Here is a 17317-nt window from a genome sequence, read left to right as displayed (position 1 = left end):
GTGAGAAGGAGTTCTCCCGTGGCACCACCGAATCTGACCCGCGAGCAGGCCGCCGAACGGGCCGCGATCCTGTCCGTCGACAACTACAGCATCGAACTGGATCTCACCGACGGTGCCGGCGCGCCGGGCACCACGACCTTCCGGTCGGTGACCACTGTCCGATTCGACGCGACCGCGGGCGCCTCGACGTTCATCGACCTCATCGCGAAGACCGTGCACTCGGCGACCCTCAACGGCGAACCCGTCGACGTGTCCGGATACTCCGAGGAGACCGGCATCGCCCTCACCGGGCTCGCCGCCCACAACGAACTCGTCGTCGACGCCGACTGCCTGTACACGAACACCGGCGAGGGCCTGCACCGGTTCGTCGACCCCACCGACGACGCGGTGTACCTGTACTCGCAGTTCGAAACGGCCGACGCCAAGCGGATGTTCGCGTGCTTCGACCAGCCCGATCTCAAGGCCACCTTCGACCTGCAGGTCACCGCGCCGCAGGACTGGGCCGTGATCTCCAACGCCGACACCGTGCAGACGACGGCCGCGCAGCCGGGTCTGCACATCTTCCGCACCACCCCGCGGATGAGCACCTATCTCGTCGCGCTCATCGCCGGTCCGTACGCGGTGTGGTCCGACGAGTACACCGACGAGCACGGCACCATCCCGCTGCGCATCTTCTGCCGCGCATCGCTCGCGGAGTACATGGACGCCGACCGGCTGTTCACCGAGACCAAGCAGGGCTTCGGCTTCTACCACGCCAACTTCGGGATCCCCTACGCCTTCGGCAAGTACGACCAGCTGTTCGTGCCCGAATTCAACGCCGGGGCGATGGAGAACGCCGGCGCGGTGACCTTCCTGGAGGACTACGTCTTCCGCTCCAAGGTCACCCGCTACTCCTACGAGCGCCGCGCCGAGACCGTCCTGCACGAGATGGCGCACATGTGGTTCGGCGACCTCGTCACCATGCGCTGGTGGGACGACCTGTGGCTCAACGAGTCGTTCGCGACGTTCGCGTCGGTTCTGTGCCAGGCCTCGGCCACCGAGTACACCAACGCGTGGACGACCTTCGCGAACGTCGAGAAGTCGTGGGCCTACCGGCAGGACCAGCTGCCGTCGACGCACCCCATCGCCGCCGACATCCCCGACCTCGCCGCGGTCGAGGTCAACTTCGACGGCATCACCTACGCCAAGGGCGCGTCGGTGCTCAAGCAGCTCGTCGCCTATGTCGGGCAGGAGCCCTTCCTCGCCGGTCTGCGCGAGTACTTCCGCGACCACGCCTACGGCAACGCCACCTTCGACGACCTGCTCGCCGCGCTGGAGAAGGCCTCCGGCCGCGACCTGTCGGACTGGGGCGCCCAGTGGCTCAAGACCACCGGCCTGAACATCCTGCGACCGGACTTCGAGGTCGACGACCAGGGACGCTTCACGCGTTTCGCGGTGGTGCAGGAAGGTGCCCAGCCCGGCGCCGGAGAGGTCCGCGTGCACCGCCTCGCGATCGGTGTGTACGACGACGACGGCTCCGGCAAGCTCGTCCGCACGCACCGCGTGGAGATCGACGTCGACGCCGCCGAGCGCACCGAGGTCCCCGATCTGGTGGGTGTGCCGCGCGGCGCGTTCGTCCTCGTCAACGACGACGACCTGACGTACTGCTCGGTGCGGCTCGACGAGGAGTCGCTCGCGACCGTCATCGACCGGGTCGGCGACATCGCCGAGTCGCTGCCGCGCACCCTGGTGTGGTCGGCGGCGTGGGAGATGACCCGTCAGGCCGAGATGAAGGCGCGCGACTTCGTCGCCCTCGTGCAGCGCGGCATCGCCGCCGAGACCGAGGTCGGTGTCGTCCAGCGTCTGCTCATGCAGGCGCACACCGCGCTGGAGAGCTACGCCGACCCGTCCTGGGCCGCGGAGCAGGGCCGGGCGGACTTCGCCAACCGTCTGCTCGAGCTCGCCCGCGAGTCCGAGGCCGGCTCCGACCATCAGCTCGCGTTCGTCAACGCGCTCACCACCGCGTACCTGTCGCCCTGGCACACCGAGGTGCTCGAGGAGTTGCTGGGCGCGGATCCGGCGACGGTCGGCCTGCCCGGGCTGACAGTCGACACCGATCTGCGCTGGCGGATCGTCCAGGCGCTCGCCGCGGCGGGCGAGGTCGATGCCGAGGGTGTCGAGTCGCCGTTCATCGACGCGGAGGCCGAACGCGACCCGACGGCCGCGGGTGCCCGCCAGGCGGCGGCCGCCCGCGCGGCGCGTCCGCAGGAGGCCGTCAAGGAACAGGTGTGGCAGACGGTCGTGCACGACGACAGCGTCCCGAACATCACGGCGCGCGCCGTGATCGGCGGTTTCGCCCCGGCCGGTCAGGGTGAACTGCTCGAGCCGTACGTCGCGCGGTACTTCGCGGAGGTGCCGGGAGTGTGGGAGCGCCGTTCGAGCGAGGTCGCGCAGACCGTCGTGATCGGGCTGTACCCGTCGTGGTCGATCAGTGAGCAGTCGGTGGCTGCGGCAGACGAGTTCCTCGCCGGCGACCATCCGCCGGCCCTGCGCCGGCTCGTCGTCGAGGGTCGTGCCGGGGTCGTGCGCTCGTTGAAGGCACGCGCGTTCGACGCGTCCTGACGCACCGACCTCACCGAACGACTGTGGGCGGTGCCCCCATGAGACGACTGTGGCCCGCTGCCTCTCCTTCACGGAGCGGCAGCGGGCCACAGATGGTCGTGGGCTCCGTATCAGGGAGCGACCATGGCGTTCGCGATGACGCGGACGGCGCTGGTGATGCCGTCGAGCAGATTCCCCTGACCGAAGGACGACACGGCCGCGGTGATGCCGAGCTGCAGCACGCGGTCGGTGGCGCGGTCGGCGGCGGTACGACCCGAGCGGACCTCGATGCTCCGCTGGTTCGGGAAGACGGCGACGAGGACCGAGTTGTCGGCGTCCGGCGTCGTCGGCAGCAGGGCGTCGGTCGCCGCGGCCGGATTCACGTCGTCACCGATGTAGACGGTGAACCGCACATTGGTGATCCGTATCGCGTGCGTGAGCGTGTCGTCGAGGGTGATGAGGTCGCGGTCCTTGAACGGCGCGCCCGTGAAGGCCTGCCCGAGACCGCGCACGGCGGAGATGCGTCCGCTCGCGGTGAGTGCCGCACCGTGCGGCAGGTTCTCCGGCGCGACGGCCGGACGCTGGATCACGTCACCACTTGCCACTTGCGGTACCTCCGATCAGCTCCGCCGAGGTCAGAGCGGCATGACCGTGACCATGATGCGGGTATTTCCAGGGATGGGTCGATTCGTCGGTCGCGGTCCACAGGAGCGGTTCGTACTCCCATTTCCGGTCGAGCGTGTACGGGTCGTCCGACGGCGTGGAGCCCGGGTACTTGCTCATGACGAAGGACAGCCCACCGAAGACCAAGACGATCAGCAGCGGGATGCCGACGAAGATCAGGGTTGTCTCGAGAATGCTCACAGCCAAACGTTAGCCCAGCCGGGCTCGAAAGGCCTCATACGCCCCGGAGAACGACCCGATCAGGCCGCGCCCTCCCCCAGATAGGGCAGCCAGGTGGGGTGCAACTCGGGCAGGGTCGCGAGCAGGCGCCAGTGCCGGCCCTTGGGCGGATTCGGCACCACACGCAGGGTCCATCCGAGTTCGGTGAGCAGCTTGTCGGCCTTGCGATGGTTGCACGGCGCGCAGCATGCGACACAGTTCTCCCAGGTGTGCTCGCCGCCGCGGCTGCGCGGCACGACGTGGTCGATCGTCTCGGCCTTGCCTCCGCAGTAAGCGCACCGGTTCCGGTCGCGGTGCATGAGCGCGGCCCGGGTGAGCGGCACCCGCGCGTGATACGGAACGCGCACGTAGTTGCGCAGACGGATCACGGACGGCAGTTGCACCGACCATTCGGCCGATCGCACGAGCGGGGCGAGCGGATCGTCGTGCACGGTATCGGCCTTGCCCCCGGCCATCAGGACCACGGCCCTGCGGGCGGGCAGGGCGGTGAGCGGCTCGTAGGTGGCGTTGAGCAGCAACACTCGACGTTTCAACCAGTCGGGTACCGTCGCGGTGCTGTCGTGCACCACGCGCAGTGTGGTAGCCCCCGGCACCCCTGCAGGGGCGTCCGCGGGCGGGAGTTGTCGATGCGAGCTGCTGCTGTGCTTCATACGACCTCCGAAAAGACTGGGAACAGTGGACCACGGATGCTTTCGAATCGCACCCGAAATCAGCGGACCGGTCCAGGTCGGGCCGGTGAACATCCGGTGACGGTCCCGCCCCGGCACGGCTCGTCGGGCGGTGTGCGGTCGGGAGCGGGCACAATGGACGGTCGAGAGGGACGGTGAACGAATACAGATGAGTGACGAGCAGACCTTCTACGAGGCGGTCGGTGGCGCCGAGACGTTCCGCCGGCTCACTGCACGGTTCTACGAGGAGATCGCGCGGGACGAGATCGTCCGGCCCCTGTATCCCGAGGAGGATCTCGGTCCGGCCGAACGGCGCATGCGGATGTTCCTGGAGCAGTACTGGGGCGGCCCGCGCACCTACTCCGAGGAGCGGGGCCACCCGCGGCTGCGCATGCGTCATCATCCTTTCCGGATCGGGCCGCTCGAGCGCGACGCCTGGCTGCGGTGCATGCACACCGCGATCGCGTCGATCGACGAGAAGACGCTCGACGACGAGCACCGCCGGCAGCTCGTCGACTACATGAACATGGCGGCCGACTCGATGATGAATTCCCCCATCTAGGGGTCGGCGTGTCCGGGGTCAGCGGCCCAGCATCCGGCGCAGGCGGTCCTCCACCTTCTGGGTGAACCGCGCCATCGGAGACAGATGACGTCGCAGGATGGCGTGCTTGCGCACGTATTCGGGGACCTCCCACAGCGCGGTGGTACCGGCACGGAAGAGCGCCGCGTCCCCGGCTCGCAAGGTGCGTGGTTCGGAGTCGGCGGACGAGACGATGACCGAGCCCTCCACGATGTGGACGATCTCGTCGACGCCGAAATGCCAGTCGAAGCGACCGGCCGTGCAGTCCCACACGTGTGTGGTGGTGGTGCGGTCGACGCTGGTCGCCCACTGACCGCTGCGTGCCACGGGAGCACCCTCGTGAATCCACGCAGGGTTGATCGGGTCGTCGCGCAACTCCACGTCGTCCAGCCGGACCGCGACGATCGATGTCGTATTCATGCCGTTCGTCCTATCATGCGGCCAGGTCCCGACGGAACGGTCGCGGGCACCGTTCGCCCTGCCTTTCGCCCTGTCGTCTGACACGATGACTCCCGTGGCCCACCCCGCAGCACCGACCTCCGGACGAGGCGACCCGACGGCGCCGTGGTGGCGCGACGCGGTCTTCTACCAGGTCTATCCCCGCTCGTTCGTCGACGCGAACGGTGACGGCATCGGCGACCTCGCGGGTGTGCGCAGCCGCCTCGGCTACCTCGAACTGCTCGGTGTCGACGCGATCTGGCTCAACCCGGTGATGCGTTCACCGATGGCCGATCACGGCTACGACGTCTCCGACCCCCGCGACATCGACCCACTGTTCGGCAACATCGCTGATCTCGAAGCGCTGGTCACCGACGCCCACGCGCGCGGCATCCGGGTGGTGATGGACCTCGTGCCGAACCACGTCAGCGTCGAGCACCGCTGGTTCCGGGCCGCGCTCGAAGCCGGGCCGGGCAGCCGTGAACGCCGGCGCTTCCACTTCCGCGACGGGCGCGGACCGGACGGCAGCGCGCCACCGAACAACTGGCCGAGCGTCTTCGGCGGGCCCGCCTGGACCCGCATCACCGAACCCGACGGCACGCCGGGCCAGTGGTATCTGCACGTCTTCGCTCCCGGGCAGCCCGATCTGAACTGGGACGACGAGGTGGTCGTCGAGGATCTCGACAAGACCCTGCGGTTCTGGCTGGACCGGGGTGTGGACGGTTTCCGCATCGACGTGGCGCACGGCATGGCCAAGCCCGCGGACCTTCCCGACCACGACGGATGGGAGACGAACGAACTGCTCGGGCACTCCCCTGCCGACCCGCGGTTCAACAATCCCGAGGTGCACGACATCCACCGTCGCATCCGGCGGGTCTTCGACGAGTACCCCGACTCGGTGGCGATCGGTGAGATCTGGGTCGACGACCACGAGAGGTTCGCCGAGTATCTCCGCCCGGACGAACTCCACCTCGCCTTCGACTTCCACCTGACCCTGTCGGACTGGGACGCCGACGCCGTCCGCGACGCGATCGAGAAGGGCCTGGCCGCGGTGACGTCGGTGCAGGCCTCACCGACGTGGACGCTGTCGAACCACGACGTCGACCGCGAGGTCACGCGATACGGCGGCGGTGAGGTCGGGCTCGCCCGGGCACGCGCGATGATCCTCGTCGCCCTCGCGCTCCCGGGAGCGGTGTTCGTCTACAACGGCGCCGAACTGGGGTTGCCGAACGTCGACCTGCCCGACGAGGTGCTGCAGGACCCTGTCTGGGAGCGGTCCGGCCACACCGAACGCGGACGCGACGGATGCCGCGTGCCGCTGCCGTGGGAGGGCGGGGCGCCACCCTTCGGATTCACTTCCGCCGGGTCGTCGTGGCTGCCCCAGCCCCCGGAGTGGTCGGCCCTGACCGTCGAGAAGCAACTCGAGGATGCGGGCTCGACGCTCTCGCTGTACCGGAGGGCGATCGAGATCCGCACGGAGCGAAGGCGACCGATCAGCACGGAGCGAAGGCCATCCGAGGGCAGCGGCGGGATCGGCTGGTACGGAAGTCCGGCCGGGTGCCTGGCGTTCCGCCGTCCCGACGGCCTGACCTGTGTGCTCAATGCCGGCGACGTCGCTGTCGATCTGCCTCCCGGTGAGGTGCTGCTCGCGAGTGCGCCGCTCACCGGACACGTACTGCCACCGGACACCGCCGCGTGGCTGGCGTGAGACCTCGTCAGAGGACGCTCAGACCGAGCCCACCGCCGCGGCGCAGGTAGACCGAGCCGAAGCGGGCGTCGAGGCGCACCCAGGTGGCGTGCGCCCGGACCCGCACCACCTCTGCGGGATCGATGCCCGTCGAGTCGACGCTGTCGCGACCGGCACCGGGCACGAAGCCCATCGCACCGAGCGCGAACACCATGCGCATCGGCACCCCCACGGTCGTTCCGGCGCCGCTCACCTCGAGAACCTCCTGGGCGAGCAACGACGCCGGTGGCCCCTGCGCACCGTGCTCGCGGGTGAGGGCGACGCCGCGTTGCGCGAGTTCGACGAGGATCCGCGCCGGCACGTCGTCGACGTGGACGTAGCCGTCGTCGGGCGGAAGTGCGCCGCGCCAGGCGGAATCCATCGCCCAGCCCGGGTCGACCTCGGTGCGCGGTTCGGCCCCGGCGAGGAGCACGGCCCGCAGCGATTCGGCGGCCACGCAGGTGTCGGCCGGAGCCACGGTTCCGCGGACGACGCGTCCGGCGAGCACCTCGAAACCGGTGCGCGTCCAGACGCCGAGCAGTCCGTCGCCGCGGCGGCGCAACCGCACCACGGCGGCCTCGTCGAGACGCGCGGCCCGGGCCAGGAATGCGGCGAGGTCGACGCTGTCGTCGGGGCCGGCGAGCGTCAGGAGGCGCTCTGCGTGTCGGATCCGGTCGTCGGTCACGTCGGCCTCGTCAATTGCGCTGCCACTGACGCAGGAACTCGCGTTCGTCGTCGCTGAGCCGGCGCAGGCGCTGGGTCTCGATGTCGAACGCCGCGATCTGGGTGGACGCGACCACTGCCGGCGCCGAGTCGACCGGGGCACCGCCCGGTCGCACCTCGTAGCCGATCGTGAAGTCGACGGCCCGCACCTTCTCGGTCCACATCAGCACGTCGAGCGGGCCGTCGTCGTGACGCAACTGCCCGCGATAGCGGACGTGGAGATCGGCGATGACAGCGCCTTCGCGCAGGTCGCGGGTGGGGCGACCGTCGGCGAACAGCCACGGGATCCGTGCTTCTTCGAGGAGCGTGACCATCCGCGCGTGGTTGATGTGCTGGAAGACGTCCATGTCGGACCACCGCACCATCACCTCGGTGTGGAAACCGAACTGTTCGCCCGCACCGCTCACTCGTTACCTCCGATCGGATGCGCCTGTGCGCACCATGCCCCTGATCTGTCGTGCCGCCACCGACAAGGTGGCGAGGTCCAGACTTCCAGACGCGAAGATCTCGTCGAGCGCCGCCCTCGCACGGACGAGCTTGGATCCGTTGGACGACTCCCAGTCCTCGATCATCTCCTCGGTCGATTCCCCGGGTTCGGCGCCGGCGAGCACGTCGAGGACGAGCGAACGCAACGAGCCGTACAGGTCGTCGCGCAGCGCGAGTCGCGCCAGCGAATGCCAGCGGTCGCCCCGCTCCAGCCCGGAGACCGCCGTGAGCAGGCGGTCGACACCGAGGCGCGCGTCGAGGGCGTAGTAGAGGTCGGCGACCTCCGCTTCGTCGCGTTGTTCGATGTCGGCGATGTCGATGACGTCGAGCAGCGGGAACTGGTCGAGGAGCCGGAAGACGACGCCGGTCAGCTCCTCCGGTGCTCCCCGCTCGAGGAGCGGGCGGGTGCGGCGCACGAAGTCCTCGGCGTGGTGCCCGCGCATCCAGTCCGCGACCCGCGGGGCGAGACGCGCGAAGGCGTCGCGGTAGCGGCTGATCTCGGCGCCGACCGCGAGGGGCTGCGGCCGTGTGGCGAGGAGCCGGCGCGACGCCCGGTCGAGCACGCGGCGGGATTCGAGCAACAGGTCGTCCTCGATGTCGACGGGCAGCCCGGCGGCCCGGATCTCGTCCCACAGGGCCGGCAACCCGAAGATGGTGGTGACGGCGGCGTAGGCGCGGATGGCGTCGGTCGCCGTCGCCCCGGCCTCCTCGGCGAGCCGGTAGACGTAGGTGGGGCCACCGTTGTCGACGGTGGTGTTGGCCAGCATGGTCGCGACGATCTGCCGGCGCAGCGGATGCGCCCGGATCCCGGCCCGGAACCGCTCGCGCAGAGCGGACGGGAAGTAGGCGGGCAGGATCGCCGCGAAGGTCTCGCTGTCGGGCAGGTCCGTGGCGAGCAGGTCGTCGACGAGGGCGAGCTTGACGTGGGCGAGGAGCTGTGACAGTTCGGGCGACGTCAGCCCCTCCCCCGCCGCTTCGCGACGGTCGAACTCGGCCTCGTCGGGCAGGGCCTCGAGGTCGCGGTCGAGTCCGCGATCGAGTTCGAGGGCCGCGAGCAGCCGACGGTGCACCCCCAGCAGGGACGGCGCGACGGCCCGTTCGAGGCCGAGCACCGCGTTCTGCGAGATGTTGTCGGCCAGAACGAGTTCGGCGACGTCGTCGGTCATCGACGCGAGCAGCGGATTGCGGTCCTCCTCCGCGAGCTCACCGGCGGTCACCATGGCATCGAGGAGGATCTTGATGTTGACTTCGTGGTCGGAGCTGTCGACACCGGCCGAGTTGTCGATCGCGTCGGTGTTGATCTTCCCGCCGGCGCGGGCGAACTCGATGCGGCCGCGTTGCGTGACACCGAGATTGCCGCCCTCGCCGACGACCCGGGCGCGCAGTTCCCGCCCGTCGACGCGCACGCCGTCGTTGCTCTTGTCCCCCACGTCCGCATGGGTTTCCGTCGACGCCTTCACGTAGGTGCCGACACCGCCGTTCCACAGCAGGTCGACGGGTGCGCGCAGGATCGCGCGGATCAGTTCGGGCGGTGGGAGTTCCGTGACCTCGTCGGGCAGGTCGAGCACGGCACGCACCTCGGGACCGACGGGCACCGACTTGGCCGTCCGGTCCCACACCCCGCCCCCGGCCGCGATCAGCTCTGCCGAGTAGTCCTTCCACGACGACCGCGGCAGTTCGAACAGCCGGCGCCGCTCCTCGAACGACCGCTCCGGATCGGGATCGGGATCGAGGAAGATGTGCCGATGGTCGAAGGCCGCGACGAGCCTGATGTGCCGGCTCAGTAGCATGCCGTTGCCGAAGACGTCACCGCTCATGTCCCCGATGCCGACCACGGTGAAATCGTCCGTCTGCGGGTCGGATCCGAGTTCGCGGAAGTGCCGCCGGACGCTCTCCCACGCACCGCGCGCGGTGATGCCCATCTCCTTGTGGTCGTAGCCGGCGGAACCACCGGAGGCGAAGGCGTCGCCGAGCCAGTAGCCGTATTCCGCCGCAACGGAATTCGCGAGGTCGGAGAACGAGGCGGTGCCCTTGTCCGCGGCCACCACGAGATACGGGTCGTCGCTGTCGTGACGCACGACCCGCTGCGGCGGGACCGTCTCGTTACGGGCGGCGTCGAGGTTGTCGGTGATATCGAGTAGACCGGCGATGAAGCACCGGTAGCACCGTTCGCCACGCTCGCGGACGGCACGACGATCCGCCTCGGCGTCGCCGGTCGGACGGGGCGAGTGCTTGACGACGAAGCCGCCCTTCGCCCCCACGGGCACGATCACCGCGTTCTTCACTGCCTGCGCCTTGACCAGGCCGAGCACCTCGGTGCGGAAGTCCTCCCGGCGGTCCGACCAGCGCAGGCCGCCGCGGGCGACGGGACCGAACCGCATGTGGACGCCCTCGACGGCCGGGGCGTAGACGAACACCTCGAAAGCCGGTCGCGGTTGGGGTAATTCGGCGATCCGCCGCGGCTCGAACTTGAGCGACAACGCCCGGCCGTCCGGACGTTCGTGCCCGATTCCGCCGGCCACGTGGAAGTTGGTGCGCAGGGTGGCACGGATCAAGGAGAACAGCCCCCGCAGGATGCGGTCGGTGGCCAGTGCGGTCACCTCCGCGATCGTCGTCGTGAGTTCCTCGGCGATCTGCTGTTCGCGTTCGGCCGATGCGTTCTCCGGATCGAACCGGGACTCGAACAGCCCGACGAGCAGGGCCGCGGTGCGCGGGGCACCGAGCAGCACCCCTTCGATGTTGTACTGGCTGTACGGGAATTCGGTCTGGCGCAGGTACTTCGCGTAGGCCCGGAGTAGCACGACCTGATTCCAGGTGAGCCCGGCGCGCAGCACGAGCTGGTTGAACCGGTCGGTCTCGACCGCCCCCCGCCATGCCACGGTGAAGGTGTCGGTGAGTCGACCCGCCAGCGTCGGGTCGGTCTCGACGATGTCGGGCTCGATGTCCTCGGGCAGGCAGAGCCCGAAATCGTAGATCCAGCAGTCTATTCCGTCCGATCGCGGCAGCCGGTAGGGCCGCTCGTCGACGACCTCCACACCGAGGCTCTGCAACACCGGGAGGATCCGGCCGAGGGTGACCGTCTCGTCCGCGACGTACAGGGTGAAGCGCAACGACAACGGGTCGTCGGAGCCCGGGCGGTACAGGTGCGTGTCGAGATCACCGGAGTCGAGGGCTTCCAGACGCCGCAGGTCGTCCAGGGCGCGTTCGGAGCCGAAGTCCTCCTTGTACGCCTCGGGCACGACCTCGGCGTACCGCTGTACCAGCAACGGGTCGAGATCGCCGGTCGCCGCTGCCACCTCCCCGAGCCGATCGGCCCAGTTGCGGGTCACCTCCGCGAGCATCGCCTGGATCCGCAGGCGGTTGTCCTCGGAGGTGTCCACCTCGCGACGGGCGCGCCCGGAGAACCGGATCGTCACGTGCAGCAACGCGAGGTCGCGTTCGGAGACCCGCGCGGTGTAGTCGAGCACGCCGCCTCCGAACTCGCGCAACAGGATGTCCTGGATCGCGACGCGCACCTTCGTCGTGTAGCGGTCGCGTGGCAGGTAGACCAGGCACGAGATGTACCGCCCGTAGGTGTCGACGCGGACGAACAACCGCACCTGCCGGCGGATGTCGACGACCGCCGTGACGGTCTCGTAGAGGGTGTCGGTGTCCATGGAGAACAGTTCCGCGCGGGGAACCGTCTGCATGATCTCGAGCATCGCCTGACCGCTGTAGGACGACAGCTCGACCCGCGCCCGCGCGACGACTTCCCGCACCCGGCGCGACACCACGGGGATGTCGAGGATGTTCTCGTGCAGAGCGGTCACCGTGAGGACACCGAGGAAACGATCCTCCCCGACGACCGCGCCGTCGGCGTCGAGTCGGGCGACGCCGACGAAGTACGGATAGACGGACCGGTGCACGGTGGCGGGAAGCGCGCCCTGAGTGAGCACGAGCAGCGGACGGTGGCCCGTTCCGACCTCACCGGGCAGGTCGAGTGGGTCGGCGACCGAGGCATCCGTGCGCAGCACTCCCCTGCCGGTTCCGGGCACGGGCATCGCGCGCACGTTGCCGTCGCCGCCGTCGGGTACGAAGTCGTAGCGGCGGTAGCCGAGGAGGGTGAAGTTCCCGCCGCTCAACCACCGCAGCAGTTCGGCGGTCTCGGTGAGCTGGTCGGCCGTGTACTGCGCGGGCGGGTGGGCGGCCAGGCCGTCGAGTGCGTCCGCGAGGTCGCGCTGCAGGGCGTGCATCTCGCCGGAGTCCGACGCCACCTGCCGCACATCGGAGAGCACGCGCCGCAGACCGTGATCGATCTCCTCGACCGACTCGTCGTCGACGGGCCCGCGCAACTCGATGTGCATCCACGATTCGGCGGCGCCGCCCGAGGCCCGTCCGCTGTCGTCGGCCAGGCTCCCGAGATCGCCCTCGGCGGTGCGACGCGCCGACAGGACGGGGTGGATGACCGTCCCCACCGAGACGCCCAGCCGCGAGAGCAGTGCCAGCACCGATTCGACGAGCAGCGGCATGTCGTCGGTGACGATCTGCACGGCGACACCCATACCCTCGGTGCGGCGCACACCGACGACAGCGGTGTCCGGTGCGCGGCGGCGACCGAGGCGGACGTGCTCGAGCGCGGCCGCGCCGTGGTCGGTGGTGAATTCTCCGGAGCCTTGATAGATCCGCTCGAGGACTGCCTCGGGGGGAGCATCACTGCCCGTTGAATGTGTCTGCGCCACAGCCGGATCGGCCATCGGCACCCCTCCTGCTCTGTCGGGCGGATACACCGCGCGCCGCGGACGGACTCGTGATCGAGCCTATCCGCGGCGCGCAGTCGGGGGGGTCGGAACCGACGGGTCGGATGGCCGGCTCGGCCGGCCGACACGACGTGCCGGCTCAGCCGGTGGGTGCGACGGCACGGTGCCGGTCGAGCACCGTCCGTACCTCGTCGGTCAGCGGCCGGGACGTGTCGGTCTCGGGATCGAAGCCGACGAGCACGGTGTCGGCGACAGCGCACACCACGCCTTCCCGGTCGAGGATCGTCTGACGCACCGTGAACGAGCTCGTGCCGAGACGCAGCACCGTCGTCTCGACCTCGATCGGCGCCGACGAGTCCTTGAGCGGTCGCAGGAACTCGACGTCCATCTTCCGGACCACGACGGCGTCGCGTGCCGGCAGCTCGCTCCGGAAGAACTTGATGCGCCCTTCCTGCAGGTACTCCACTACCTTGGCGTTGTTGACGTGTCCGAGGCGGTCGGAGTCGCCCCAGCGAACCTCGATCGGGCACCGGTAGGGCCGGTGGCCGTTGCGCTCAGTCACGCGTGAGCTTCCGGTGCGTGACGCGGTGCGGACGTGCCGCATCGGCTCCGAGACGCTCGACCTTGTTCGCCTCGTAGGCCTCGAAGTTGCCCTCGAACCAGAACCACTTGCCCTCTTCGACGTTGCCCTCCCACGCCAGGATGTGGGTACAGGTGCGGTCGAGGAACCAGCGGTCGTGGGAGATCACGACGGCGCAGCCCGGGAACTGCTGCAGGGCGTTCTCGAGCGACGACAGGGTCTCGACGTCGAGGTCGTTGGTCGGCTCGTCGAGGAGGATCAGGTTGCCGCCCTCCTTGAGCGTGAGCGCGAGGTTCAGGCGGTTGCGCTCACCACCGGAGAGCACACCGGCCGGCTTCTGCTGGTCGGGGCCCTTGAACCCGAACGCGCTCACGTACGCACGCGACGGCATCTCGTTCTGTCCGACCTCGATGAAGTCGAGACCGTCGGAGACCACCTCGAAGACCGTCTTCTTCGGATCGATGTTCGCGCGGTTCTGGTCGACGTAGCTCAGCTTGACCGTGTCGCCCACCTTGACGGTGCCGCTGTCCGGCTCCTCGAGACCGACGATGGTCTTGAACAGCGTGGTCTTGCCGACGCCGTTGGGGCCGATGACACCGACGATGCCGTTGCGCGGCAGCGTGAACGACAGGTCCTTGATCAGGACGCGGCCGTCGAATCCCTTGTCGAGGTGCTCGACCTCGACAACGACGTTGCCCAGACGCGGCGGCGTCGGGATCTGGATCTCCTCGAAGTCGAGCTTGCGGTACTTCTCGGCCTCGGCTGCCATCTCCTCGTAGCGGGCCAGACGCGCCTTGTTCTTCGTCTGCCGGGCCTTGGCGCCGGAGCGGACCCATTCGAGCTCCTCACGGAGCCGCTTCTGCAGCTTCTGGTCCTTCTTGCCCTGGACCTCGAGACGCTCGGCCTTCTTCTCCAGGTAGGTGGAGTAGTTGCCCTCGTAGGGGTGCAGCTTGCCGCGGTCGACCTCGCAGATCCACTGCGCGACGTGATCGAGGAAGTACCGGTCGTGGGTGACGGCCAGCACGGCGCCCGGGTAGGACGCGAGGAACTGCTCGAGCCACAGCACCGACTCGGCGTCGAGGTGGTTGGTGGGCTCGTCGAGGAGCAGCAGGTCGGGCTTGCTCAGCAGCAGCTTGCACAGCGCGACACGGCGGCGCTCACCACCGGAGAGATGGGTGACGGGCTCGTCCGGCGGAGGGCAGCGCAGAGCGTCCATGGCCTGCTCGAGCTGCGAGTCGAGATCCCACGCGTTGGCATGGTCGAGCTCCTCCTGGAGCTTGCCCATCTCCTCCATCAGCTCGTCGGAGTAGTCGGTGGCCATGAGCTCGGCGATCTCGTTGAACCGGTCGAGCTTGACCTTGATCTCGCCGAGGCCCTCCTCGACGTTCTCCCGGACCGTCTTCTCCTCGTTGAGGGGCGGCTCCTGCTGGAGGATGCCGACGGTGGCCTCCGGATCGAGGAAGGCCTCGCCGTTGCTGGGCTGATCGAGCCCGGCCATGATCTTGAGAATCGACGACTTGCCCGCGCCGTTGGGTCCGACGACGCCGATCTTCGCGCCGTGGTAGAAGCTCATGGTGACGTCATCGAGGATGACCTTGTCACCGTGCGCCTTGCGCACCTTCTTCATCGTGTAAATGAACTCCGCCATGACCACCAGCGTATCGGTCGACGGTCGATAACCCACATCGTGCGAGCACGACAGGTGGGGCCGGCGCCGGAGTCCGGCAGGTGCCGGAGCAGTTGCCGGGGTCGCAGCAGCTCCGCTGTCGGGGTCGCAACAGCGCAGCTGTCAAGATCGCAACAGCGCAGCTGTCACGGTCGCAGTAGCTCCGCGACGAAGCCTGTGGTGTCGGGCAGCGACGCGAACATCGTCTCCGAATGCCCCGTCGGATACGTCCTGAACTGCGCGTTCGCACCACCGGCCCACAGATCCGCGATCAGCTTGAACGCGAGAGGGGCGGGCACCGTCGTGTCGCGCAGGCCCTGGGCGAGGAACAGCGGCCGGTCGTATCCGGCGGTCGGCACGGCGAGGTAGTCGGTGAACGCCGCACGGAACCGGTCGTCGTTCAGCGGTCGGGCGAGGACCTCACCGATGCCGACCTCGCCGTACCGGTCGATCAGGTCGTCGTAGCAGAGGTGTTCGGCGGCGTCGACGATCTCCCGGCCGAGGGGCGTGAGGTATCCGTCGAGGTCCAGGGCGGGATCGGCGGCGCGCAGGCCCGCGAAGATGTAGGCGGCGAAGGCGGTGAGTCCGTCGAGGCCGAGATCGGGGAAGCCCGGGAATCCGAGCGGGAACAGGTACTCGAGGTTGGACGGGGCGCCGGTCGTGAGCGTCCCGCGGAAGTCCAGTTCGGGTGCGCGGGCGGTCGCGGCCTGCGCGGTGTGCAGACCGGTGTGCCCGCCCTGCGACTGGCCGATCACGACCCAGCGGTCGGACAGCGACGGTTCGACGGCGCGTCCTGCCCGCACGATGTCGATGACGCTGTTCGCGGCGCTCTGCCCGTCCAGATAGCGGTGCAGTCCGTCCGACCCGAGACCCGGATAGTCGGCCGCCACGACGGCGTAGCCCTGCCCGAGCCAGTGGTCGAGATAGGCGGTGTCGCGCGGTGTGCGCGGCAGCCGCGAGGGTGCGCACGAGTCGTCGAGGCCGACGGTGCCGTGCGCCCACGCAACGACGGGCCACCCTCCCTCGGGAGGCGTGCCGTGGGGAAGGAACAATGCCCCGGTCGCGGTGATGGGAGCGCCGCTGCGCCACTGCGTCGTGTAGGCCAGGGTCCGCGCCGAGGACGCGCCGGGCAGCGACAGCCCGGGCTCGAGCGGAGCGACATCGACGACGGTCCCCGGCGCCGGACTTGCATGCACCGCGGGAGGTGCGAGGAGTGGTGTCAGCAGTGCCAGGGCACAGGTGAGCAGCAGGGCCGGGACACGCGCGGTACGGGTCACGTCGTGGACGATACGGGCCGTGCGGCCGCTACGTCCGCATTCGTCCGATTCGCCGGACCGGGATTGAGTGATCCGCAGGACGGGCACCCTCCCGGCATGACATCCCACTCCCACGGATCCGCGCCCGCCACATCTCCCGCGACCCGCACCGGTCGCGACATCGCCCGCGTCGTGGCCGTGGCGGTGAGCGCTCCGCTTGCCGTCGTGGTGTCGTTCTTCGGTTCGGGTGCGGCCGGTGGGACGCCGGTCGCGGAGGCCGCGGGTGGTGCGTTGTCGGCGGATGCCACAGCGGTCGCTCCCGGCGGCCCGGCCTTCTCGATCTGGACCCTCATCTACGCCGGTCTGCTCGCGCTCGCGGTGTGGCAGGCGCTGCCGGCGAACCACACCGATCCGCGGCAGCGTGCGGCGGGCTGGTGGATCGCCGCATCGATGCTGCTCAACGCCGCGTGGATCACGGCGATCCAGTTCGACCAGGTCTGGCTGAGTGTCGTGGTGATCGTCGCGCTGCTCGCGGTGCTCGTCCGGGTGTTCCTGATCTTCACGCGCGTGCTGCCGTCGAGCAGGCTCGAAGCGGTGGTCGTCGACGGCACGATGTTCGTCTACCTGGGCTGGGTGTCGGTGGCGACCGTCGCCAACACCTCCGCGGCCCTGCGTTACGAGGACATCGATCCGTTCGGCTGGGGAGCCGACGTGTGGGCGATCATCGTGCTGGCCGTCGTCGCGGCCGTCTCCGTCCTCCTCGCGACTGCGGGCCGGGGCCGGCTGGCCGTCACCGGCGCGCTCGTGTGGGGTCTGGCATGGATCGCGGTCGCCCGCACGGGTGACGGTGGGCTGGTGTCCACGCCCGCAGCGGTCGCCGCCGTGACGGCCGCGGTCATCGCGGTCGTGGCCACCGTGGTGATCCGTATCGGCGCCGAGCGCTCCCCCACCCGCACGACAGCAACGGCCTGATCT

The 17317-nt window shown here is 69.3% G+C and carries 14 protein-coding genes; 4 read left to right on the top strand and 10 right to left on the bottom strand.

What is annotated here, in order from left to right:
- Positions 1–18: 18 nt before the first annotated feature.
- Positions 19–2601: an aminopeptidase N gene (gene pepN / locus LPH33_RS09180; RefSeq protein ID WP_229567879.1), complete on the top strand. Its 2583-nt coding sequence runs from the start codon at positions 19–21 to the stop codon at positions 2599–2601.
- 110 nt (positions 2602–2711) lie between these two features.
- Here the strand turns inward: pepN and LPH33_RS09175 are convergent, their stop codons facing one another.
- Genes LPH33_RS09175 through LPH33_RS09165 form a run of 3 tightly spaced genes read right to left on the bottom strand, consistent with a single transcriptional unit; the run spans position 2712 to position 4133 of the window.
- Positions 2712–3185, bottom strand: coding sequence for a DUF5130 domain-containing protein (locus tag LPH33_RS09175; protein ID WP_160876428.1), 474 nt, complete (start codon positions 3183–3185; stop codon positions 2712–2714).
- Positions 3172–3444, bottom strand: coding sequence for a hypothetical protein (locus LPH33_RS09170; protein ID WP_085467950.1), 273 nt, complete (start codon positions 3442–3444; stop codon positions 3172–3174). Before LPH33_RS09170 ends, LPH33_RS09175 begins: the two co-directional genes overlap by 14 nt.
- A gap of 59 nt (positions 3445–3503) precedes the next feature.
- A complete protein-coding gene (locus LPH33_RS09165; RefSeq protein ID WP_080597645.1) occupies positions 3504–4133 on the bottom strand; it encodes an HNH endonuclease in 630 nt (209 codons plus the stop codon).
- Positions 4134–4320: 187 nt separating this feature from the next.
- Between LPH33_RS09165 and LPH33_RS09160 the strand changes: the two genes are divergently transcribed.
- The gene (locus LPH33_RS09160; RefSeq protein ID WP_006551125.1) at positions 4321–4713 is read left to right on the top strand and encodes a globin; all 393 of its coding nucleotides are present in this window, start codon (positions 4321–4323) and stop codon (positions 4711–4713) included.
- A gap of 18 nt (positions 4714–4731) precedes the next feature.
- On the opposite strand, the gene LPH33_RS09155 is transcribed toward LPH33_RS09160, so the two are convergent.
- Complete coding sequence (locus tag LPH33_RS09155) at positions 4732–5151, bottom strand: cupin domain-containing protein (protein WP_145691844.1); 420 nt, start codon at positions 5149–5151, stop codon at positions 4732–4734.
- A gap of 85 nt (positions 5152–5236) precedes the next feature.
- Between LPH33_RS09155 and LPH33_RS09150 the strand changes: the two genes are divergently transcribed.
- Positions 5237–6877: a glycoside hydrolase family 13 protein gene (locus LPH33_RS09150; protein WP_145691845.1), complete on the top strand. Its 1641-nt coding sequence runs from the start codon at positions 5237–5239 to the stop codon at positions 6875–6877.
- Positions 6878–6884: 7 nt separating this feature from the next.
- Here the strand turns inward: LPH33_RS09150 and LPH33_RS09145 are convergent, their stop codons facing one another.
- The 6 genes from LPH33_RS09145 to LPH33_RS09120 all read right to left on the bottom strand — a co-directional run bounded on the left by LPH33_RS09145 (position 6885) and on the right by LPH33_RS09120 (position 16336).
- Positions 6885–7580, bottom strand: coding sequence for a hypothetical protein (locus LPH33_RS09145; RefSeq protein WP_088897383.1), 696 nt, complete (start codon positions 7578–7580; stop codon positions 6885–6887).
- A gap of 10 nt (positions 7581–7590) precedes the next feature.
- Positions 7591–8025: an acyl-CoA thioesterase gene (locus tag LPH33_RS09140; protein ID WP_016691845.1), complete on the bottom strand. Its 435-nt coding sequence runs from the start codon at positions 8023–8025 to the stop codon at positions 7591–7593.
- A 3-nt stretch (positions 8026–8028) separates the two neighbouring features.
- Positions 8029–12837 carry an NAD-glutamate dehydrogenase gene (locus LPH33_RS09135; protein WP_229567875.1) on the bottom strand — a complete coding sequence of 1603 codons (4809 nt, stop codon included), beginning with the start codon at positions 12835–12837 and terminating at the stop codon, positions 8029–8031.
- A 142-nt stretch (positions 12838–12979) separates the two neighbouring features.
- Positions 12980–13402 carry an acyl-CoA thioesterase gene (locus LPH33_RS09130; RefSeq protein WP_229567873.1) on the bottom strand — a complete coding sequence of 141 codons (423 nt, stop codon included), beginning with the start codon at positions 13400–13402 and terminating at the stop codon, positions 12980–12982.
- Entirely contained in the window at positions 13395–15068 is a 1674-nt protein-coding gene (gene ettA / locus LPH33_RS09125; protein ID WP_026061184.1) for an energy-dependent translational throttle protein EttA, read from the bottom strand. Before ettA ends, LPH33_RS09130 begins: the two co-directional genes overlap by 8 nt.
- 164 nt (positions 15069–15232) lie before the next feature.
- Positions 15233–16336 carry a lipase family protein gene (locus LPH33_RS09120; protein WP_420714496.1) on the bottom strand — a complete coding sequence of 368 codons (1104 nt, stop codon included), beginning with the start codon at positions 16334–16336 and terminating at the stop codon, positions 15233–15235.
- Positions 16337–16459: 123 nt separating this feature from the next.
- On the opposite strand from LPH33_RS09120, the gene LPH33_RS09115 reads away from it, so the two are divergent.
- Complete coding sequence (locus LPH33_RS09115) at positions 16460–17314, top strand: tryptophan-rich sensory protein (RefSeq protein WP_145691848.1); 855 nt, start codon at positions 16460–16462, stop codon at positions 17312–17314.
- The last annotated feature ends 3 nt before the right edge of the window (positions 17315–17317 follow it).

The organism is Rhodococcus sp. RDE2, from assembly GCF_020885655.1.
Classification (GTDB): domain Bacteria; phylum Actinomycetota; class Actinomycetes; order Mycobacteriales; family Mycobacteriaceae; genus Rhodococcus; species Rhodococcus pyridinivorans.
The sequence above is the reverse complement of the archived record's forward strand: the minus strand, read 5'-3'. Positions and strand labels throughout refer to the sequence as shown.